The sequence below is a fragment of the Mesorhizobium sp. LMG17149 genome (assembly GCF_024518695.1).
GTDB lineage: Bacteria > Pseudomonadota > Alphaproteobacteria > Rhizobiales > Rhizobiaceae > Mesorhizobium.
On record NZ_JANIFL010000004.1, the window covers coordinates 315,698 to 336,666 of the forward strand.

21 protein-coding genes are annotated in these 20,969 nt (G+C 61.9%); 10 read left to right on the forward strand and 11 right to left on the reverse strand.

The window, feature by feature from the left end:
- Positions 1-117: 117 nt before the first annotated feature.
- From NP945_RS10790 to NP945_RS10815, 6 genes are all read left to right on the forward strand, one after another.
- Positions 118-915 carry a sterol desaturase family protein gene (locus NP945_RS10790; protein ID WP_127380380.1) on the forward strand — a complete coding sequence of 266 codons (798 nt, stop codon included), beginning with the start codon at positions 118-120 and terminating at the stop codon, positions 913-915.
- Positions 916-1,016: 101 nt separating this feature from the next.
- On the forward strand, positions 1,017-1,715 hold the full coding sequence (locus NP945_RS10795) for a DUF2161 domain-containing phosphodiesterase (RefSeq protein ID WP_127395987.1): 699 nt from the start codon (positions 1,017-1,019) through the stop codon (positions 1,713-1,715).
- Between the two features lie 56 nt (positions 1,716-1,771).
- Positions 1,772-2,179 carry a DUF930 domain-containing protein gene (locus tag NP945_RS10800; protein ID WP_164895712.1) on the forward strand — a complete coding sequence of 136 codons (408 nt, stop codon included), beginning with the start codon at positions 1,772-1,774 and terminating at the stop codon, positions 2,177-2,179.
- Positions 2,180-2,359: 180 nt separating this feature from the next.
- Positions 2,360-3,022, forward strand: coding sequence for a TerC family protein (locus NP945_RS10805; protein ID WP_127271063.1), 663 nt, complete (start codon positions 2,360-2,362; stop codon positions 3,020-3,022).
- A gap of 136 nt (positions 3,023-3,158) precedes the next feature.
- Positions 3,159-4,472 carry a 30S ribosomal protein S12 methylthiotransferase RimO gene (rimO, locus tag NP945_RS10810; protein ID WP_256746334.1) on the forward strand — a complete coding sequence of 438 codons (1,314 nt, stop codon included), beginning with the start codon at positions 3,159-3,161 and terminating at the stop codon, positions 4,470-4,472.
- Between the two features lie 98 nt (positions 4,473-4,570).
- Positions 4,571-5,677: an acyltransferase gene (locus tag NP945_RS10815; RefSeq protein WP_256746335.1), complete on the forward strand. Its 1,107-nt coding sequence runs from the start codon at positions 4,571-4,573 to the stop codon at positions 5,675-5,677.
- A 45-nt stretch (positions 5,678-5,722) separates the two neighbouring features.
- Here the strand turns inward: NP945_RS10815 and NP945_RS10820 are convergent, their stop codons facing one another.
- The 8 genes from NP945_RS10820 to NP945_RS10855 form a co-directional block, all read right to left on the reverse strand.
- Positions 5,723-6,790 carry a BMP family ABC transporter substrate-binding protein gene (locus NP945_RS10820; RefSeq protein WP_256746336.1) on the reverse strand — a complete coding sequence of 356 codons (1,068 nt, stop codon included), beginning with the start codon at positions 6,788-6,790 and terminating at the stop codon, positions 5,723-5,725.
- A 48-nt stretch (positions 6,791-6,838) separates the two neighbouring features.
- On the reverse strand, positions 6,839-7,759 hold the full coding sequence (locus NP945_RS10825) for an ABC transporter permease (RefSeq protein ID WP_127268999.1): 921 nt from the start codon (positions 7,757-7,759) through the stop codon (positions 6,839-6,841).
- A complete protein-coding gene (locus NP945_RS10830) occupies positions 7,759-8,889 on the reverse strand; it encodes an ABC transporter permease (protein ID WP_256746337.1) in 1,131 nt (376 codons plus the stop codon). The genes NP945_RS10825 and NP945_RS10830 overlap by 1 nt, the downstream gene beginning before the upstream one ends.
- Complete coding sequence (locus NP945_RS10835; RefSeq protein ID WP_164749014.1) at positions 8,886-10,463, reverse strand: ABC transporter ATP-binding protein; 1,578 nt, start codon at positions 10,461-10,463, stop codon at positions 8,886-8,888. Before NP945_RS10835 ends, NP945_RS10830 begins: the two co-directional genes overlap by 4 nt.
- Before the next feature lie 133 nt (positions 10,464-10,596).
- Positions 10,597-11,574, reverse strand: a complete 978-nt coding sequence (locus NP945_RS10840; protein WP_256746338.1) for a quinone oxidoreductase — start codon at positions 11,572-11,574, stop codon at positions 10,597-10,599.
- 43 nt (positions 11,575-11,617) lie between these two features.
- Positions 11,618-12,436: a phosphatidylcholine synthase gene (gene pcsA, locus NP945_RS10845; RefSeq protein WP_023811884.1), complete on the reverse strand. Its 819-nt coding sequence runs from the start codon at positions 12,434-12,436 to the stop codon at positions 11,618-11,620.
- On the reverse strand, positions 12,433-13,047 hold the full coding sequence (locus tag NP945_RS10850; protein ID WP_256746339.1) for a DUF1326 domain-containing protein: 615 nt from the start codon (positions 13,045-13,047) through the stop codon (positions 12,433-12,435). The genes pcsA and NP945_RS10850 overlap by 4 nt, the downstream gene beginning before the upstream one ends.
- Before the next feature lie 14 nt (positions 13,048-13,061).
- A complete protein-coding gene (locus NP945_RS10855; protein ID WP_256746340.1) occupies positions 13,062-14,000 on the reverse strand; it encodes a DUF2182 domain-containing protein in 939 nt (312 codons plus the stop codon).
- A gap of 71 nt (positions 14,001-14,071) precedes the next feature.
- On the opposite strand from NP945_RS10855, the gene NP945_RS10860 reads away from it, so the two are divergent.
- The gene (locus NP945_RS10860; protein ID WP_256746341.1) at positions 14,072-15,283 is read left to right on the forward strand and encodes a UbiH/UbiF family hydroxylase; all 1,212 of its coding nucleotides are present in this window, start codon (positions 14,072-14,074) and stop codon (positions 15,281-15,283) included.
- Here the strand turns inward: NP945_RS10860 and NP945_RS10865 are convergent.
- Positions 15,260-16,222, reverse strand: coding sequence for an AEC family transporter (locus NP945_RS10865; protein ID WP_256746342.1), 963 nt, complete (start codon positions 16,220-16,222; stop codon positions 15,260-15,262). The two genes, NP945_RS10860 and NP945_RS10865, sit on opposite strands and share 24 nt — an antisense overlap.
- A gap of 125 nt (positions 16,223-16,347) precedes the next feature.
- Here NP945_RS10865 and hspQ point away from each other — a divergent pair, with 125 nt between their 5' ends.
- Positions 16,348-16,671 carry a heat shock protein HspQ gene (hspQ, locus tag NP945_RS10870; RefSeq protein ID WP_164761589.1) on the forward strand — a complete coding sequence of 108 codons (324 nt, stop codon included), beginning with the start codon at positions 16,348-16,350 and terminating at the stop codon, positions 16,669-16,671.
- Between the two features lie 72 nt (positions 16,672-16,743).
- On the opposite strand, the gene NP945_RS10875 is transcribed toward hspQ, so the two are convergent.
- Positions 16,744-17,373 (reverse strand): invasion associated locus B family protein, encoded by a 630-nt coding sequence (locus NP945_RS10875; RefSeq protein ID WP_127270670.1) that lies wholly within the window; start codon positions 17,371-17,373, stop codon positions 16,744-16,746.
- Positions 17,374-17,605: 232 nt separating this feature from the next.
- Between NP945_RS10875 and NP945_RS10880 the strand changes: the two genes are divergently transcribed.
- Both NP945_RS10880 and NP945_RS10885 read left to right on the forward strand, forming a co-directional pair.
- On the forward strand, positions 17,606-19,426 hold the full coding sequence (locus NP945_RS10880; protein WP_256746343.1) for an extracellular solute-binding protein: 1,821 nt from the start codon (positions 17,606-17,608) through the stop codon (positions 19,424-19,426).
- 17 nt (positions 19,427-19,443) lie between these two features.
- Positions 19,444-20,124: a DsbA family oxidoreductase gene (locus tag NP945_RS10885; RefSeq protein ID WP_127272639.1), complete on the forward strand. Its 681-nt coding sequence runs from the start codon at positions 19,444-19,446 to the stop codon at positions 20,122-20,124.
- Positions 20,125-20,161: 37 nt separating this feature from the next.
- Here the strand turns inward: NP945_RS10885 and NP945_RS10890 are convergent, their stop codons facing one another.
- Positions 20,162-20,599 carry a hypothetical protein gene (locus tag NP945_RS10890; RefSeq protein ID WP_127272122.1) on the reverse strand — a complete coding sequence of 146 codons (438 nt, stop codon included), beginning with the start codon at positions 20,597-20,599 and terminating at the stop codon, positions 20,162-20,164.
- Positions 20,600-20,969: the final 370 nt, after the last annotated feature.

Sequence of the window (20,969 nt, forward strand, 5' to 3'; positions counted from 1 at the left end):
GCGACATTGCTTCCACGTTCCGTGCGTCAGCGCCCTTACAGAGCCTTTAGCCTTTGGAAAGGGAGATATGTTTCTTCTCGAGGGAGCAGGCGGCGCGCCGGCAGCAGAGGCGAATCGATGGATATCTTCGGCATCAAGGCACTGTTGATCTGCGCGCTGATCTTCATTCCGTTCGAACATCTTTTTGCCGAGCGGCCGCAGAAGATCTTCCGCAAGGGCTTCGCTGTCGATCTGATCTATCTGCTGTTCAACGGCTTCATCATAAAGCTGGCCATCGTCATGATGGCGGCAGGCGCGCTCGGTGCCGCTGCGCTCCTTGTCCCGCCGGCGATAACGCAGGCCGTCAGCGGCCAGCCCGTCTGGCTGCAGGTTGCCGAAATCATCGTGATTACCGATATCGGCGTCTACTGGACACATCGGGCCTTCCACAAAATCCCCGCGCTTTGGAAGTTCCATGCCGTTCACCACGGCATTGAGGAACTCGACTGGCTCGGGGCCTTCCACAATCACCCCGTCGACGCCATCGTCACAAAGGCGATATCGCTGACGCCGATCTTTTTCCTCGGCTTCTCGGAAGCCTCGATCGCCGTCTTTTCGACCATCTACCTTGGACACACGCTGCTTGTGCATTCAAACGTGCGGATTCCGTTCGGCCCTTTGAAGTGGCTGATCGCCAGCCCGCAGTTCCATCGCTGGCACCATGCCAACCAGCGCGAAGCCTATGACAAGAACTTCGCCGGGCAGTTGCCTTTCCTCGACATGCTGTTCGGCACCTACAATCCCACCGGCGACAAGGTGCCGGAAAAGTACGGCGTCGACGATCCGATCCCTTCCACCTATTTCGGTCAGATCGGCTATCCCCTCCTGCGCCGCAGGAAGCTGCCGAACCGGGCAGTGCCGAACACCGAAGCCTGACAGCTGGCCCGACGGTGCGGTATCCACCCGATCCGCTTTCGGGCCGTGAAACGCCGAACCACGGGAAGGCTTTTCGCGTCGAATCGGCTAACCTTCAAGGCATGAATGAGACGTCTCTCTATGCGCCGGTGAAGCGGTTCCTCGAAAGCCTCGACTACGTCGTCAAAGGCGAGATCGGCGGCTGCGATGTTGTTGCATTGCGCGAGGGGGAGCCGCCGGTTGTCGTCATCTGCGAGTTGAAGCTGCAGTTCAATCTCGAACTGGTGCTGCAAGGTGTCGATCGTGCGGCGGCCTGCGACGAGGTCTGGCTGGCCGCGCGCATGTCGGCCCGCGGCAAAGGCCGCGAAAGCGACGCCAGGTTCCGCAATCTCTGCCGCCGTCTTGGCTTCGGCCTGCTCGGTGTGACCGCGACGGACCGGGTCGAGGTGCTTCTCAGCCCGATCGCGCTGGCGCCGCGCAAGAATGCCCGCCGGCGCTCTCGTCTGGTCGACGAGCACCAGCGCCGTCGCGGCGATCCGGTTGCCGGAGGAGGATCGCGCAATCCGATCATGACGGCCTATCGCCAAAGCGCCCTCGCCTGCGCTGCCGCCATGGCGGACGGACCCAGGCGGCCGCGAGATCTGAAGGCGGTGACGCCGATCGCGCCGAAAATCCTGCAGCACAATGTCTATGGCTGGTTCGCGCGCGTCGACCGCGGCCTTTACGATCTCACCGATGCCGGCCGTGCGTCTTTGGTCCGTTGGCCGCAGGCATCGCACGACGAATCCCGACACGCAATTTTGAACGCACCGGCCATATGATTGAAGATTCCCGCGGCGTCCGAGGCGGTTCGCTCGGTTGATTTCTCCGACAAAATATGTTGGTTGTCCCGCCCATGAAGAAGCTCTGCATGACCGCCTTGGCGTCAGTGACACTGAGTTTTCCAGCCAGCGCAATGGACAATGCATTGCGCGCCGGTCTGATGAAACTCGATCCCCAAACCCGTCTTGAACAGCGTTGCGACGCCGAAGTGCTCGACCGCATCACCCATGACGATCGCAAGTTCAAAGCCGATCGCGTCGTCGCCTACGCCTTCGCCACGCCCGAGATGGGCGCCGATGCAATCAAGAGCTCGGGTGCTGCGTTTCGCAGCAAGGGGCAGTGGTACCGGCTGAAATTCAAGTGCCAGACCGCGCCGGACCATATGGAAGTTCTGCAGCTCCGTTACCGGATCGGGGACGAGATTCCAGAAGCCGACTGGGCAAAGTACAATCTCTACGATTGATTTGTGATCGGCCATGGTTTTGCCCGGCTGCCGGCGAGTGCCGCAAAGCCTGATCCGGCTTGACGCAACGCTGCTTCGGTGATGCAGCCCCGCGTGATCCCTTGACGCCAGGGGACCACCAAGTTAGGGCCTCTGGATAATCGACGAACACTCGGCAAAATCAGCAAGGGCTTCCTGTCGATGGACATTTTTTTCAGCGCTGCCAGTCTGACCGCCCTGCTCCAGGTCATCGCCATCGACCTCGTGCTGGCTGGCGACAATGCGATCGTCATCGGCCTCGCCGCGGCCGGCCTGCCTGCCGAACAACGCAAGAAGGCGATTCTTCTCGGCGTGGTGGCGGCAACGGTGCTGCGCATTGGGTTTGCCGCAATTACCGTCAAGCTGCTGGCGATCGTCGGCCTGCTGCTCGCCGGCGGCATCCTGCTGCTGTGGGTCTGCTGGAAGATGTATCGCGAGTTGCGTACGTCCCATGCCGATGAATTGGAAGCGACCGAGGCACTGTCGAATTCGGACCTCAACAACGACCAGGCGGTCGCCGGCAAGACGAAGCGCAAGACCCTTGGCCAGGCTGCCTTGCAGATTGTCGTCGCCGATGTGTCGATGTCGCTCGACAACGTGCTGGCGGTGGCTGGAGCGGCGCGTGACCATTTTCCGGTGCTGATCATCGGCCTGGTGTTGTCGATCGCCCTGATGGGGCTGGCCGCGACTTTCATTGCCAAGCTGCTGCATCGCCACCGCTGGATTGCCTATGTCGGCCTGCTGATCATTTTCTATGTGGCTGTGGACATGATCTATCGTGGCGCGGTGGAGGTCTGGCCGCATGTAAACGGTGCGGTCGGCTGAGGCTGGCGGACATCGGCGTCTTCACGCCGTGGAAGCAAGACCGCCGTGCGTTTTGCCGCATCGCGGGCGTGCCCATACCAATGCCGCAATAAGTGTGGTACTGCGCCGGCAATCCTGAAAAGCCCGGAAACGCTCTATGTCCGCTCCACGCGTGAGTTTTGTCAGTCTTGGATGCCCGAAGGCCCTTGTGGATTCGGAGCGCATCATCACGCGCCTGCGCGCCGAAGGTTACGAAATCGCCCGCAAGCATGACGGCGCCGACCTTGTCGTCGTCAACACTTGCGGCTTTCTCGATTCCGCTCGCGACGAGTCGCTCAACGCCATCGGCTCCGCGCTTTCGGAAAACGGCCGGGTGATCGTCACCGGTTGCCTGGGCGCCGAGCCGGACGTCATTCGCGAAAAGCACCCCAATGTACTGGCGATCACCGGGCCGCAGGCCTATGAGAGCGTGATGGCTGCCGTGCATGAGGCCGCGCCGCCTTCGCACGACCCTTATGTCGATCTTTTGCCGCCGCAGGGTGTCAAGCTGACGCCGCGCCACTACGCCTATCTGAAAATTTCCGAAGGCTGCAACAACCGCTGTACCTTCTGCATCATTCCGGCACTGCGTGGCGACCTCGTCTCGCGGCCGGCGGCCGATGTGCTGCGCGAGGCCGAGAAACTGGCCAAGGCCGGGGTCAAGGAACTTCTGGTGATCTCACAGGACACCAGCGCCTACGGCATCGACATCAAGTACCAGACGTCGATGTTCGGCGACCGTGAGGTGCGCGCAAAATTCCTCGATCTGTCCGAGGAACTCGGCAAGCTCGGCATCTGGGTGCGCATGCACTATGTCTACCCCTACCCGCATGTCGCCGACGTCGTCCCGCTGATGGCAGAGGGCAAGATCCTCCCTTACCTGGATATCCCCTTCCAGCACGCTTCGCCGCAGGTGTTGAAGAACATGCGCCGGCCGGCACACGGCGAAAAGACGCTCGAGCGCATTCGCGGCTGGCGTGAGGTCTGCCCGGATCTGGCCATCCGCTCGACCTTCATCGTCGGCTTTCCCGGCGAGACGGACGACGATTTCGAGATGCTGCTCGACTGGCTCGACGAGGCCAAGATCGATCGCGCCGGCTGCTTCAAATACGAGCCGGTCCGCGGCGCCCGCTCCAACGATCTCGGTCTCGAACAGGTTCCCCAGGAGATCAAGGAGGCGCGCTGGCACCGTTTCATGCAGCGCCAGCAGAAGATTTCGGCAACGCAGCTGGCCAAGAAGGTCGGCAAGCGCCTGCCGGTGCTGATCGACGAGGCGCATGGCACGTCGGCAAAGGGCCGCACCAAATACGACGCGCCCGAGATCGATGGCTCGGTGCATATCCAATCGCGCCGCCCTTTGCGCCAGGGCGATATCGTCACCGTCAAGATCGACCGCGCCGACGCCTATGACCTTTATGGTTCGGCGGTCTGAGGGCCGTATTTACTACATCTGGCGATAGTTCAGCCTTTTAACCCGCTCAGCCGCGATCCGCTCTATGGTTTGCGGACCGGAGATGCGGGGAAATGCGGATGAACACCAGATCTGCGGAACAAAATTACATCGCGACGCTGGACCTGCTCAGGCTGGCGGCAGCACTTGCCGTCGTGTTCTTTCACTATTTCTTTCGCGGCGCGGCCGCCGAAGGCTACCTCGCGCAGGGCTATCCGCTTGCCGCACCGTTCGCCCTCTACGGCTATCTCGGCGTCAATCTGTTCTTCCTGATCAGCGGTTTCGTCATTGCCTGGTCGGCGGAAAACCGGAGCTGGGATCAGTTTGCGATCGCGCGGTTCGTTCGCCTCTATCCGGGTTTTCTGTTCTGCATGACGATCACCTTCGCAGTTCTCACCCTTGCCGGCACGCCGTTGCTTCCAGCCTCTTTCAGCCAGTACGTCGCCAACCTGTCGATGTTCGCGCCGGCCTTCGGCCAACCCTTCATGGACGGCGTCTACTGGTCGATCGTGCTTGAACTGGTGTTCTACGGATGGATCACGCTGGCCCTGTTCACCGGGCTCTTCCAGAAACGCAAGCTGGAGCTGATCTTCATCTGGCTGGCGATCTCGGCCTTGAACGAGTTCTTCATCGGCAGCGGCGGAGCCAGGCTGCTGTTCCTCACCGAGTTCGGCCCGTTCTTCGCCGCCGGCGTGCTGGTCCACCACATCCATTCGCATGGCCGTTCTGTGCCGGCCCTGCTACTGCTCGCCGCCGCGTTCCTGATCTCCTGCGGAACGCTGTCGGTGACGCAGCGCTGGATGCTCGGCCACTACGGCATTGCCGTCTCTTCGGCCAATCTTGTCCTCGCCAACGCCGTCATGCACGCGGCCCTGATCGGCGCGGTGCTGCTGCGCCACCGTGTGAGGGCATCGGCGCTCACCCTGGCGCTGGGCGGGCTGACCTATCCGCTCTATCTGCTGCATCAGGAGATCGGCTATCTCGCCATCAATGCGGCAACGCCCCTTGTCGGCAAATGGATTGCCGCCCTTGGTTGCGTCGTGCTCATGCTTTTCATTTCGTGGGCGATCTGGCGCACCTGCGAACGACCGGTACAGCGGTTGCTCAGGTTCTGGCTCGGCCGTGTGGTCGATGCCGGACGAACGCGGTTTCATCGCCCCTCTGCCGGCGAACAGCCCGCCGAATGAAGAAGGGCGCCTCGCGGCGCCCCTCCGTCTCATGTCTCGCGCTGGTTATTTCGGCAGCTTGTCGTCGACGCCCTTCACATAAAAATTCATGCCGAGCAGCGTGCCGTCGTCGGCGACTTCGCCGTCCTTCAGCCACGGCGTGCCGTCCTGCTTGGCGATCGGTCCCGTGAAGGGGTTCCAGCCGTCGACGATCTTCTTTTCGGTGGCCTGCGCCATCGCTTTCACGTCGTCGGGCATGTTGGTGTAAGCGGACATCTTGACGGCACCGTCCTTGATGCCGAGCCAGACATTGCCAGGCTTCCACGTGCCGTCGAGGGCTGCCTGGACCCGGCTGATGTAATAGGGACCCCAATCATCGGTGATCGAAGTCAGCTGCGCCTTGGGCGCGAACTTGATCATGTCCGAAGACTGGCCAAAGCCCTTCAGGCCCCGCTCTTCGGCCACTTGCAGGGCAGCAGTCGAATCGGTGTGCTGGACGATGATGTCGGCCCCCTGGTCGAACAGCGCCTTGGCGGCGTCGGCTTCTTTGCCCGGATCGAACCATGTATTCACCCAGACGATCTTTGCCTTGAAGTTCGGGTTGATCGACTGGGCGCCGAGCATGAAGGAGTTGATGCCCATCACCACTTCCGGGATCGGGAAGGAAACGATGTAGCCGGCCACGCCGGCCTTCGATTCCTTGGCGGCGATCTGGCCGAGAATGTAGCGGCCTTCATAGAAGCGGGCATTGTAGATGCCAAGATTGTCCGATGTCTTGTAGCCGGTGGCGTGCTCGAACATCACCTTGGGAAATTTCTTGGCGACCTTCACTTCCGGGTCCATGAAGCCGAAGGAGGTGCCGAAGATGAGCTTGCAGCCTTCGCGCGCCAGGCGCTCGAAAGCGCGGTCGGCGTCGGGACCTTCCGAGACGTTTTCGAGATAGGCTGTTTCGACCTTGTCACCGAGCGCCTTCTCCACATCGAGACGGCCCTGGTCGTGCTGGTAGGAGTAGCCGAAGTCGCCGATCGGGCCGGTGTAGACCCAGCATGCCTTCAGCTTGTCCGCAGCTTCCGCCGTCACTGCCAGCGACATGGCGGCGGTCGTGGTCATCAGGACAATAAGCAGTTTTTTCATTGTGTTACCTCTCTGAGTTAAGCCTTGGAGCTTCCCGTTTTTTTATTGTCAACGATCCGGAACGAATGGCTGCCCCAAGGAAGCCGGCGTGTTCATCATCGTCAGACGCTTGTTGCGCGAGATTAGAACGAGAACCACGATGGTTGCCAGATAGGGCAGCGAAGAAAGGAACTGTGAAGGCACTGGAATACCAAAAGCCTGTGCATGAAGCTGGCCGATCCACACCGCGCCGAAGATGTAGGCGCCGGCCAGCACCCGCCATGGCCGCCAGGAGGCGAACACCACTAGCGCCAGCGCGATCCAGCCGCGGCCGGCGCTCATGTTCTCGACCCATTGCGGCGTGTAGACCAGCGACAGATGGCCGCCGGCAAGCCCGGCACAGGCGCCGCCGAAGATCACCGCGAGATAGCGATAGCGGATGACCTGGATGCCAAGCGCATGGGCCGAGGTGTGGCTGTCGCCGATCGAGCGCAGCGTCAGTCCGGTCCTTGTCTTGAACAGGAACCACATGACGGCCGCGGTGAGCGCGATCGAAATGTAGAAGATCGGGTCCTGACCGAACAGCAGCCTGCCGACGACAGGCATTTCCGTCAGACCGGGAATGTAGAGGTTGGGCAGCCTTTCGCCGGGTTGGCCGACAAAGCTGGTGCCCATCATGCCGGACAGGCCAAGGCCGAGCAGCGTCAGTGACAGGCCGGTCGCCACCTGGTTGGTGGCCAGCGACAGCGTCATGACGGCAAACAGCAGCGAGAACACCGCGCCCATGGCGATTGCCGCCAAAAGGCCGATCCAGGGCGAGCCGGTGAGATAGGTCGCGCCGAATCCGCCGACAGCGCCCATGATCATCATGCCCTCGACGCCGAGATTGAGCACGCCGGAGCGCTCGACCACCAGTTCGCCGATTGCCGCGATCAACAGGGGCGTTGCCGCCGTGGCGATGGTCAGAAGGATGTTTACGGTGATGTCCATCAACGGGCTTCCTTCAGCTTTGGCGCGGCTTCGAGTTTCGCGGCACCTTCCGGCTTGGTCAGCGCCAGGCCGACCAGGCGAATGCGGTAGTGGATGAGCGTGTCGCAGCCGAGCACGAAGAACAGCAGCATGCCCTGGAACACCCGCGCCACCTTGTCGGAGATGCCGAGCGCGCTCTGCACCGCTTCGCCGCCGAGATAGGTCAGCGCCAGCACCAGACCGGCGGCAACGATGCCGAGCGGGTTGAGGCGGCCAAGGAAAGCCACGATGATGGCGGTGAAGCCATAGCCGGGCGAAATGACAGGCTGCAGTTGCCCGATAGCGCCCGAGACCTCGGAGATGCCGGCGAGACCCGCCAGAGCGCCTGACAGCAGGAAAGCAAAAAAGACCATGCGGTTGAGGCCGAAGCCGGCGAAGCGCCCTGCCCGCGGGCTTGAGCCCAGCACGCGCACCTCAAAACCTTTCAGCATGCGGCTCATCAGGATCCAGACCAGCACCGCGGCGACCAATGCGAAGACAAAACCCCAGTTTGCCCGTCCGGCATCCGGCATCAGCTCCGGCAACACGGCCGAATCGTTGAACTGGATGGTCTGCGGGAAACCATGGCCCTGCGGATCGCGCCAGGGTCCGCGCACCAGCCAATCAAGGAAGAGCTGCGCGACGTAGACCAGCATCAGGCTGGTCAGGATTTCGTTGGTGCCGAAGCGAGTCTTGAGCAGAGCCGGGATCGCGGCATAGGCCGCGCCGCCGACCATGCCGAGCAACAGCATCAGCGGCAGCACCAGCGGACCTTCGAACTGCGGAAACAGCACGGGAATCATCGAACCGGCAATGCCGCCGAGGATGAACTGGCCTTCGGCGCCGATGTTCCAGATGTTGGCCTTGTAGCAGACCGACAGGCCGACGGCGATCAGGATGAGCGGCGCTGCCTTGATCGCCAGCTCATGTAGCTGCCAGACCTGGCTGATCGGCTCGATAAAATAGATATTGAACGCGGTCAGCGGATTGACGCCGAGCAGCGCGAACATGACGGCGCCGGCAATGATGGTCAGCGCGAAGGCGATGAACGGCGACAGGGCCGAAAACAGTATGGAACGCTGCGGGCGTTTGACGAGTTCGAGGCGCATCATGCCGTCTCCAGCGAGTGTTCGGCGTGGCCTGGTTCGGCGCCGCCCATCAGCAAACCTACCTTTTCGAAGGTTGCCTCGGCGATCGGCATAGGTTTCGACAGCTCGCCATTGTGCATGACCGCGATCGCATCCGATATCTCGAACAGCTCGTCGAGATCCTGGCTGATCACCAGCACCGCCGATCCGCTGCGCGACAACTCGATCAAGGCCTGGCGGATATGAGCGGCAGCGCCCGCATCCACGCCCCAGGTCGGCTGGTTCACCACCATGACGCTTGGCCGGCGGTCGAGTTCACGGCCGACGATGAATTTCTGCAGATTGCCGCCCGAAAGGGCCGCGGCCTCCGGATCCGGCGCACTCTTGCGTACATCCATCGCCTCGATGATGCGTTGGGACGCGGCTTGGATGGCACCGCTCTTCACCATCCCGCCGGAACCGACGAACGCCTTGCCGTCGGTGGCATGGCGCGACAGCAGCAGGTTTTCGGAAAGCTTCATGCGCGGTGCCGCACCGTGGCCGAGGCGCTCCTCCGGCACGAAGGCAGCGCCCAGCAGTCGGCGCCCGGTGATGGTGAGGCCGCCTGCGTCCTTACCGCGAATGCGCACCGAGGATGCATCCTGCTGCGGCACTTCGCCTGAGACGGATTCGAAGAACTCGCCCTGGCCGTTGCCGGCGACGCCAGCGATGCCGATCACCTCGCCCGCCCGGACGTTCAGGTTGATGCCCTTGAGCGGGATCGAGAACGGTGTTGCCGGCTTGCGGCTGAGGTTGCGAATCTCGAGCAGCGGCTGCGCCGTGGCGATCCCCTCGACCGGCGCGCGCACCACGGCCTGCACCTCGTTGCCGACCATCATGCGGGCCAGCGAAGAGGCGGTTTCCTCGCGCGGGTTGCAATGGCCGACGACCTTGCCGTGACGCAGCACGGTGGCGCGGTCGCAGATGCGTTTGACCTCTTCGAGCCGGTGCGAAATGTAGAGGATGGATTTGCCTTCCGAACGCAGGCGCTCCAGCGTCTCGAACAGCTTGTCGGCTTCCTGCGGCGTCAGCACCGAGGTCGGCTCGTCCAGGATGATGAGCTGAGGCGTTTGCAACAGGCAACGGATGATTTCGATGCGTTGGCGTTCGCCTACCGACAGGTCGCCGACCAGCGATTCAGGATCGAGCGGCAGGCCGTAGCTGAAGGAAAGCGCCCTCGCCTTCGCAGCGATGCTGTTGATCGGCGAGCCGTCGTCCAGCGACAGGGCAATGTTTTCGGCCGCGGTCAGCGCCTCGAACAGCGAGAAGTGCTGGAATACCATACCGATGCCGAGTTTTTTCGCGACGCCGGGGCTGGAAATCCTGACGGCCTGCCCGTTCCAGAAGATCTCGCCGGCATTGGGCTCCAGCGAACCGAACAGCATCTTGACCAGCGTCGACTTGCCGGCGCCGTTTTCGCCAAGCAGGGCGTGGATCTCACCCCTGGCGATGTCGAGATCGATATGATCGCACGCCGTCAGCGTGCCGAATATCTTGGTGAGGCCACGAACCTCAAGCAGGTTCGTGCCGTCGTGATTTGCACTCACAGTGCCTCCCATCTGGTTAGCCAGACATGTTCTGTGTTCCCGCAGGCATGGTAGGCGCGGCCGGCTCTCATCGGAAAGCGGCACACGTCTTGAAAGAGCTTCAAGAATTTCAGCGGAAATTCAAGGGATAGCAAGGCAGAACGAACTAAGGGATGAGAATGGTCGTCCCTGTGGTCCTGCGGCCCTCGAGGTCGGAATGCGCCTTGCCGGCGTCCTTGAGCGCGTAGCGCTGGTTGATCTTGATCTCGACCGCGCCGCTGAGCACGACCTCGAACAGGGCGGCGGCAGAAGCGTCGAGGTCCTCGCGTTTTGCGTTGTAGACGAACAGTGTCGGCCTTGTTGCGAACAGCGAGCCCTTCTGGGCCAGCAATGACATGCCGAATGGCGGTATGGGTCCCGAGGACTGGCCAAAGCTGACGAACATGCCAAGCGGCCGCAGGCAGTCGAGCGAAGCCGGAAATGTGTCGTTGCCGACCGAATCATAGACGACATCGCATTTTTTGCCGCCGGTGATGGCGGCGACGCCGGCGACGAAATCCTGTTCCTTGTAGTTGATGACATGATCGAAACCATGCGCCCTGGCGAGCTCGATCTTGTCGGACGAGCTGGCGGTGCCGATGACGGTGGCGCCGAGATGTTTTGCCCATTGGCCGAGGATCAGCCCGACGCCGCCTGCCGCGGCGTGGAACAGGATCGTGTCGCCGGCCTTCACCTTGAACGTCCGGCGCAGCAGATATTCCGCGGTCATGCCCTTCAGCATCATCGCCGCGGCCTGTTCGTCGCTGATGCCATCCGGAACCTTGACGACGCGGCTGGCATCGATGACGCGCTGTTGCGCGTAAGCGCCCGTCGTCACGGCATAGGCGATGCGATCGCCCGGATTCAGCCAGTCGACGCCCTGGCCGACCTCCAGCACCACGCCGGCAGCTTCGCTGCCTGGCACGAGCGGGAAGCCGCCAGGCGGCGGGTAGAGGCCAGAGCGATGGTAGACATCGATGAAATTGAGGCCGATCGCGGTGTGCCGGACCAGGATCTGCCCGGATCCCGGCTGGCCGGGGTCAGCGTCCTCATAGGTCAGAACTTCCGGGCCGCCATTGGCGTGAATGCGGATCGCTTTCGACATTGCTGGGCTTCCTGTGGGCTAGGCTTCCTGTGGGAGCGGCTGATCAAGCCTTTTTGGCACCGAGATTGGGAAAGAACTGCATGATGCCACCGATGCAGGCAAGGTAAAGCCCGGTGATGGTAATGCCGATCTTGGTGAAGGTGCTGACCTGTTCGCCCAGCACGCCGATCTGATCGTAGAAGGCGGCCAGTGCCGCCTGGGCCAGGGCAAGCGCCCCGAAAGCGCACCACAAGAGAGTCATCCCAAGGTTGATGCGCCGCAGCCGCACCACCCGCACCGGGTGGATGAAGTTGATCGGCACGAAAGTCAGGACGCCGGCCACCACCACCACCGCGAACGAAACCCATTGCCCGGGCTCGATGACGAACAGGGTGAACACCACCATGTTCCAGACCACGGGAAAACCCTTGAAGAAATTCTCCTTCGTCTTCATGCCGGTGTCGGCATAGTAGATGGCGCTGGACACGACGATGATCGCCGCCGACAGGAACGACAGGCCCTCGCCCATGAAGCCGCGCTGATAGAGGGCGAAGGCCGGGATCAGCACGTAGGTCACGTAGTCGATGATGTTGTCGAGCAGTTCGCCCGACCAAGTCGGCAGGATCTCCTTGACCTCGAGCTTGCGCGCGATCGGTCCATCGATGCCGTCGACGAACAATGCCAGCCCGAGCCACCAGAACATTGCGGTCCAGCGCTCTTCGCTCGCCGCTACCAGCGACAGGAAGGCCAGGAATGACCCCGAAGCGGTCAAGAGGTGGACGGAGAACGCCCTCGCCTGTGGCCAGGTGACCTTCTTCTTCGGCCTGGGAATCCGGTCCGTTATCTTTTTGGCGGCTTTTCGGGCCGTTGTGTTCTTGCTCACGGGCCCCGCCAATCCAGCTTGCAGATTTCGGCCGAACGGCCGGCGAAATTCCAGTTGCGGCCGAAAGCCCGCATCTTGCTCTTGTCGGACCTGGCCACGATGATCTCGGGAGCGATCCAGTATTCCGAATTGCTGATCACCGTGTCCTTGTCGCGGTCCTTGCCGGGGATGGGTGTCACCGCCCCGTCGATGATCTTCGGAATCTGGAAGATACGCGTCTTGTCACGCGTCTCATAGGTGATTGGCACCTGCTCGACGCCAAGGAATTTGCCGACGAGGATGGAGAGCAGCGATGTGGTTCCGCCTGCCTTGCCCGTGAAGATCTTGGTCAGCGCCTTGACCGCGTAGACCGAGGCTCGGCTGTCGATGAACAGGCCGGCGGTCCAGTTGCCGCGGCTCATATAGCCGGGGATTTCCATAATCAGCCCGAGATTGACGCCGGACAGATCGACCTCACCGAAATGGCCTGCATCGATACGAAACCCCGCCCAGGTCTGGCAATAGCCTTCGGTCGGCGGATGATTGCCAAGCGATAGCACGCAGGGGCAAAAAACCGTGCAATTGCAGGAGAGTACGAGCTCTCCCTTCATCGCCCAGCTCTGGTCTGCCATCGATTTTCCCCCACTCATAGCGAGACTACTAGCAGCGCGGCTGCCCAGACAAGCAGTATCGCACCGGCCAGCCGGGTTGGAACCCTGCTGGCTGTTTGTTTTTCGATCAGGGTGAACAGCCCGATCAACGCCATCCAGAAAATGTTCATGACGCCAACGGCGAACATCACCAGCATCAAGGCCCAGCAGCAGCCGAGACACCACAGACCTTGCGCGACACCGAGCCGAAAGATGTTAAGGGGCCTTGCGCTCCAGTTCGAAAACAGGACCGAGAACGGGTTCTTGCATTTCTTCAGGCAAGCTTCCTTGAGGCCGCTGAACTGGTAGAGGCCGGCAATCACGAGAGCGAGCGCACCGGCAAGGCCGGCGACCGGATCGAGCATCCCGGCTGATAAGGCGAATGCATGGGCGGTTAAGGTCAGCGCCGCGAACATCATTGAAGCGGCGAGCCAGACGCTTAGGTAACCGGCGACCAGCACCAGCGGGTGAACGACCGGTTCGCCCTTGATGCGAGCCGTGTCAGTGATTTCGCAATAGGTGCGGATCATCGGCGCCGCCGAAGGCAGCATCATCGCGACCGCCATCAGGAGCCACATGAAAACGAGCGCGCCGACCTGCAAGCCGAGACTTGCGTCCAAAGGCACCGGTGAGAGGCACAGCACAAAGAACCGCTCCAGGAAATCGGGCAGCGGCAGTTGCGGCAGCCTGCGCAGGATCGTGTCGCCAGGGGCGCCGACGCCCGCAATCCCTGTTTCAGCCCCGCGGATTGCCATCGCCGCAAGAGACAGCCAGGCAAGCAGGATGCAAGCGGCGACAACGACGTTTACCGTGACGCGAGGATTGCGCGCGATGCCGGCCATGGCGCGGCCGGCGCGGTCGAGATGCCTGAAGTCGTCCTGCTGGCCGGTCATGACATCCGAATGGGCCGAATCGCCGCGTTGATCAAGCGGCATGATCTGACCTATATGCTCATCGAACGGCAGGTCGGGTGGACCCGCCTCGCATTGCAAGCCGGAAGCCGATCTTGGAGCATCAGCAAACTGCGCGGATACTGGTTGCCGGCACGGGGCCGGCAGGGCTGATCGCGGCGCTCGGTTTTGCCGCCGAAGGTTTCCCGGTGACGCTGGTCGGGCCGGAGCCCACTGCCCCCGACGGCCGCACGACGGCCCTGATGAACCCTGCCTTGAAAGTGCTCGACCGGCTTGGCGTGCTCGAAGCCGTCAAATCCAAGGCGGCGCCCCTGAAAGTGATGCGCATCGTCGACGCCACCAGCCGGCTGATCCGCAGCCCGGTCGTCACCTTCCGTGCCAGCGAAATCGACGAGGACCAATTCGGGCTGAACCTTCCCAACAGCGTCCTCAACCCGGCACTCGCCAGCGCCGTTGCCGCGCATGCCGGCATCGACCGGCTGATGTCGATAGTGGCGAACTGGCATCTCGATGCCGAGCACGCCCGTGCCGTCCTGGCCGACGGCAGCACGGTCGACGCATCGCTTGCCGTCGCCGCCGATGGGCGGTTGTCACCGGCGCGCCAGGCGGCCGGCATTTCGACCTCGGCCCGGTCCTACCCGCAGGCAGCTCTCGTCCTCAATTTCGGCCATAGCGGCGACCACGCTTTCACCTCGACGGAATTCCACACCGAGACCGGTCCGTTCACGCAGGTCCCGTTGCCCGGCAATCGCTCCAGCCTGGTCTGGGTGGTCAAGCCCGAGACCGCGACCGACCTCGCCGCACTGGACGATACGACGCTTTCTCAGCGGGTTGAACAGCAGATGCAGTCGATGCTGGGCCGGGTGACGGTCGAGCCGGGCCGGCAGATCTATCCGCTTTCGGCGGTGACGCCACTGCGTTTCGCCCGAGATCGGGTGGCGCTGGTCGGCGAAGCCGCCCATGTGTTTCCGCCGATTGGTGCGCAAGGCCTCAATCTCGGCATCAGGGACGTCGATGATCTGGTTGGAATCGCTTGTGAAAATCGAGCCGACCCGGGTGCAGCCAAGGCGCTTGCGGCTTACGATTTCAAGCGCCGCCCCGATATTCTGGCGCGTAGCGGTGCGGTCAACCTGCTCAACATGTCGCTGCTTTCCGACATGCTGCCGGCTCAGATGGCCCGCGTGGCCGGGCTCGGCGTGCTCGGTGGCTTCGCGCCGCTTCGGGCTTTTTTCATGCGCGAGGGGCTTCGTCCAGGCAGCGGTTTTGCCGCGCTTGCCGGCGGGTTAGGGAAACAGGTCCGGCGCTAGGATATCGTGCCGGATCAGGTAGAGCAGCCCGGTGACAGTCACGACCGATAGACAGGTTGTGATCAGCACACTGGCCGACGCGCGCTGTACCCAGACGCCATACTGCTGGGCGATGACGAAGACGTTGGTGGCGGTCGGCAATGCCGCCAGAAGCACCGCCGAGAAGACCCATGTCTCCGAGAAATTGCCGATCCAGCTCAGCACGACATAGCAGAGCAACGGGTGCAGGATCAGTTTCAGCGCCGCAATCGGAACCATCTCGTGCGGGACACGATTGAGCAGCCTGAGCGCCAGCGTGACGCCCATGGCGAACAGCGCGCAAGGTGCGGCCGCACGGGAAAGATATTCCAGAAATCGCTCCACCGGCACGGGCGGTCGAAAGCCGATATAGGCGGCGCCGACGCCCAGGGCGGTTGCGATGATGAACGGGTGCAGCACGATCTTGCGCACGACACCCAGCGCAAGCCGGAGAGGCGTGGTCTTGTCGTCGCCCGACAGCGCCATCATCATGGGCGCGATGGCGAAATGCATGATGTTCTCGAAACAGAAGATCAAGGCGACCGGCACAGCCGCCTCCTCGCCGAAGGCCAGCAATGCCAGCCCCGGTCCCATATAGCCGATATTGCCATAGGCGGCCGCGAGCGCCTTGATGGTCGATTGCGCTATCTCGCCGCGCGAGGTCAGGACCGACCCCATGAACATCAAGGAAAATATCATGAAGGTCGAGACGACCGAACCGAAGATGAAGCGCCATTCCGTCAGGTCTTCGAACGGCGTCTTGGCAAGCAGTTGGAAGAAAAGTGCCGGCAGCGCGACATAGACGATGAACGTGTTCATCCAGCCGAGCGCCTCCAGCGGCTGCCTGGTGATGCGCGCCACCAGGAACCCGACAAAAATCAAGCCGAAGAACGGAAGAACAAGACCGATGACGTCAGACATTTTTATGCTGGTCCGAAACCCTGGCGCCGGGCTAGCCCGTTGCTTAATAGGGCGTCAAGCGCCTCGGGATTGAATTGATGCGCGGTCTGCGCCAAATAAGCCCAAGGAATTCAGTGGTGAGTACGATGAAAACAGCCAAATTCGCGATCGGACAGGTGGTTCGCCACCGGCTGTTTCCATTCAGGGGCATTATTTTCGATGTCGATCCGCAATTCGCCAACACCGACGAATGGTACGAAGCCATCCCCGCCGACGTGCGGCCGCACAAGGATCAGCCTTTCTATCATCTGCTCGCCGAAAATTCGGAGACCGAGTACATCGCCTATGTCTCCGAGCAGAATCTGCTCGAGGATCAGTCGGGGGAGCCGGTCCGGCATCCGCAGATCAAGGAGATGTTCGACAAGAAGCCGGACGGCGGCTACCAGCCGAAGCGGCAGTCCAGGCATTAGCCTACTGGAAGACAATCACAAAAAAAGCGGGGCATGACCCCGCTTTCTTGTTGGCTCGGCGATATCGGCCGATCAGTTGGCGGTCTTCGCCTTGTCCTGCTCTTCCTTGAGCTTCTTGGCGAAATCCTGGTTGTTCTTGGCGACGAAGTCCTGAAGCTTCTTTTGCCGGTCCTCGATGTCCGACTGCTGCAGCGCCGGTCCGTCATAGGCGCCGCTGAAGCCCTGCAGGGCGACCTTGATCGGATTGGGCTGGTTCTGGAAATTGACGGAGGTCAGGGTAATCGCCTGGCCCTTCTTGAAGGCGGCGACGAGCTGATCGGTCAGCGGCACTTCCGCCACGCAACGATCCGGGAAGCAGATCACATAGTCGAGCTTCTGCGCCTTGCCGGTGTCGATCTGCAGGCCGATGCCGGGAGGCACCAGACGGCCGGTCGGGACCGTCACCTGGAACACCTTGCGGTTCACCTTGCCCTTCAGCTCGATCAGGCTGACGCCAGTGACCAGCTGGCCGTTGCCGGCGGTGGTGATGTTCTGGACATTGCAGATGTCGACGTCTTCCTGCTTGGTGCAGGCCTTGAACCAGCCTTGCGGAATCTGCTGTTGCTGCTGTGCGGAAGCAGCGGGAAGTCCTGCGCCGAGAAAGCCGACCACGCCAGCGGCCATGACCGACAGGCGGTACGCGTTGCTGTTCAGGCTCGTCATGTCGTGCACTTCCTCTCAAATGATCCCGGGACCGGCTTCTTCGTGCCGTGTGGTCCAGCTACCTGTTGCCGAAATGAGGCAACAGAATGACTTCGGAGGGCGTGTTACACTGCAAGCGATGCCGAATCCAGCCCGGCGTCAGCAATTGTTGAACGCGCGGTTGGCCGGCGCGCAGCCGCCTCATGCTAGGGTGCACACCGAATCATCAAGCCGACCCAGTAAGGAGACGGTCATGGGCCGCGTTGTTGTTTGGCTGATCACCGGGATATCGTTTCTCGCCCTTTCGCATCAGCCGGCCGCATCGGAGCCGAAGCACGCTATCGCCATGCAGGGCGTGCCGGCGCTACCGCCCGACTACAGGCATTTCGACTACGTCAATCCCGACGCGCCGAAGGGTGGCTCGATCACCTATTGCGTCGTCGGCAGCTTCGACAATCTGAACCCTTTCATCCTCAAGAGCCTGCGCACGACGGCGCGCGGCATGATGGATACGATCTTCGGCAATCTGGTCTTCGAGCCGTTGATGCAGCGCAATGCCGACGAGGCTTTCACGCTCTACGGTTTGTTGGCCGACAGCGCCGACATGGACCCGGAGCGCAAGAGCATCGAATTCCATCTCAATCCGAAGGCCAAATGGTCGGACGGTCAGCCGGTGACGCCGGAGGACGTGCTGTTCAGCTATGACGTCTACACCGAGAAAGGCCGCCCGCCTTACAGCGATCGCATGGCCAGGGTCGCCAAGCTCGAAAAGACCGGCGATCACAGCGTGCGCTTCACCTTCAACGACAAGGCCGATCGCGAATTCCCGCTGATCATCGCGCTGACCCCGATCATCCCGAAGCACGCCTTCGACAAGGAGACTTTCGACAGGACGACGCTCAAGCCGGTGATCGGCAGCGGCCCTTATAGGATCGCGCAGGTGCAGCCCGGCCAGCGCATCGTGTTCAAGCGCAACCCGGACTACTGGGGCAAGGACGTCCCGGCCAAGCGCGGTTTCGACAATTACGACCAGATCACCATTGAGTATTTCCTCAACGCCAACGCCAAGCTCGAAGCGTTCAAGAAAGGCCTTTGCGCCATCGACGACGACAGTGATCCGGTGAAGCGCGAGCGCGATCTCGATTTTCCGGCCTTCCACAAGGGCGACGTCGTCGCCGAAACCTTCGACACCGGCATTCCGCCCGTGGTGACCGGTTTCCTGTTCAACACGCGGTTGCCGAAATTCGCCAACCCTGTCGTGCGGCGCGCGCTCGGCATGCTCTACGACTTTGAATGGGCCAACAAGAACCTGTTCGGCGGCAAATACACGCGCACGATGAGTTACTGGCAGAATTCCGAGCTTTCCGCGATCGGCCATCCGGCCGACGACAGGGAGAAAGCGCTTCTGGCGCCCTACCCCGGCCGCGTCCCGGCCGATGTCATGGACGGTACATGGCGGCCGCCGGTGACCGACGGATCGGGCCAGGACCGCCGCGTGCTGAAGGCAGCCTTCGATCTTTTGAAAAATGTCGGCTACCACGTGCAGAATGGAACGATGCTCGATCCCGAAGGCAAACCCTTCAGCTTCGAAATCCTGACCGCATCGCAGGACGAGGAGCGCCTTGCCGGCATCTATCAGCGCACGCTGGAGAAGATCGGTATCGATCTCACCATTCGCAGCCTCGACGGCGACCAGATCCAGTCGCGCAAGCAGCGCTTCGATTTCGAGGTCCTGATCGGATCGAGCGGCTTCAACAATTCGTTGTCGCCCGGCATCGAGCAGAGCGGGCGCTGGAGTTCCGCCGCGGCCAGGACGGAAGGCTCGTTCAATCTCGCAGGCGTCGCCGATCCGGCTGTGGACGCGGCGATCGAGGCGATGCTGCGCGCCCGCTCCAAGGAGGATTATGTTGCCGACGTTCGCGTTCTCGACCGGCTGCTGATCTCCGGCAACTACATGGTGCCGATGCAGCACAACACGCAGCAATGGATTGCCTACTGGAACTACCTGGAACATCCGCAAAAGACGCCCATATTCGGGTATCAACTGCCAACATGGTGGCGCAAACCCAACTGAGGGATCAGGAGATCGAGATGAGCGAATTGAACGCCATCACCGTCGATGTGGTGTCCGATGTCGTCTGCCCCTGGTGCTTCATCGGCCAGAAGCGGCTCGACAGGGCGATTGCCGCCGTCGGCGATGTCGACGTGCATGTCCGCTGGCGGCCGTTCCAGCTCGATCCGACCATTCCGCCTGAAGGCAAGGACCGCCGCGAATACATGCTGGCAAAATTCGGCAGTGATCAGCGCATCCGCGAGATTCACGCCCGCATCGAGCCGCTGGGCGAAATCGAAGGCATCTCGTTCGCCTTTGACGCCATCAAGGTGGCGCCGAACACGCTGGATGCGCATCGGCTGATCCGCTGGGCAGGTGCCGCCGGCGAAGCCATTCAGAACAGGCTTGTGCGCCGGCTGTTCCAGCTGAATTTCGAGGAAGGCGCCAACATTGGCGATCATGCCGTGCTGGTCGAGGCGGCGCGCGAGGCCGGCATGGATGCGTCCGTGGTCGCCACGCTTTTGCCGACCGAGGCCGATGTCGAGGCGGTGCGCACCGAGATCGCCACCGCGTCGCGCATGGGCATTTCTGGCGTGCCGTGCTTCCTGCTCGAGGACAAATACGCGGTCATGGGCGCACAGGATGCCGACACGCTGGCCGATGCCATTCGCCAGGTGGCGGCCGCCAAGGCGCGCGGCGAACTGGACAAGGCCGGCTGAGCCGACCGCCCTCTCCTCTCCGCGACAGCAGCAAACGTTACTTCACCGTCGCTTTGGCCTTGCTGATGAAAAATCCATGGCCGTTCGTGGCGGTGCAGGTCAGTCCCTTGGTTGACGACTGGCACGAGAACGGCCCGGCGCTCCAGCTGTTGCCGTAGCCAAGCTTGTCGACATCGCTGCAGCAGCCCTGCTCGCCCGGGTTTTTGATCAGAGTGGCTGGCCCCTTCGGACCCAGGATAATCGTGACGTAGCTCGGCTCGACGCGCGAGCAACTCAGCTCCGGGCCGCCATCCTTTGGCTCATAGGTGCCGGTGCCGCCTTTGGCCGTGTAGATGCAGCCGATGTTGCCGGACGGCGTGTTGAACTCGATCTGGCCTTCGGCGCTGGCCGGGATGCTCTGCGCGCCGGCATGCGCCAAAGGTACGAGGGGCAGCCAGGCGAAGAGGGACAGGATTGCGGCCGCGCGTGCAAGCATTGGGAGCTTCCTTGTTGGAGAACCGGACATGCATGAGTGTCGACGATAGCGGGCAAGGTTCAATCCCAGGTGGATGAATTGTCAAACGCAGTCCCTCAGCTGACCGGACAAGACGGAACGCGCCGCTCGATCGATTCTCCCGTCACTTCCTGCCCCTGGCAAGGACGACCACGGCATTCCTGGCGAGTCACGAACCGCAAATTTTCGAGCTCTCTGGGCCGTCCGCAGTGAGAAAACCGATCGCTCGACACGATTTCGAGTTCACGAAACCGTGTGAAAGCCTTCCCCAGGGGAAGCTCCATCGACGGCATTTTATTGAAGATCAAGTATCTGAAATCAATATCGATATTTTGATTATTGCCGACCGTTG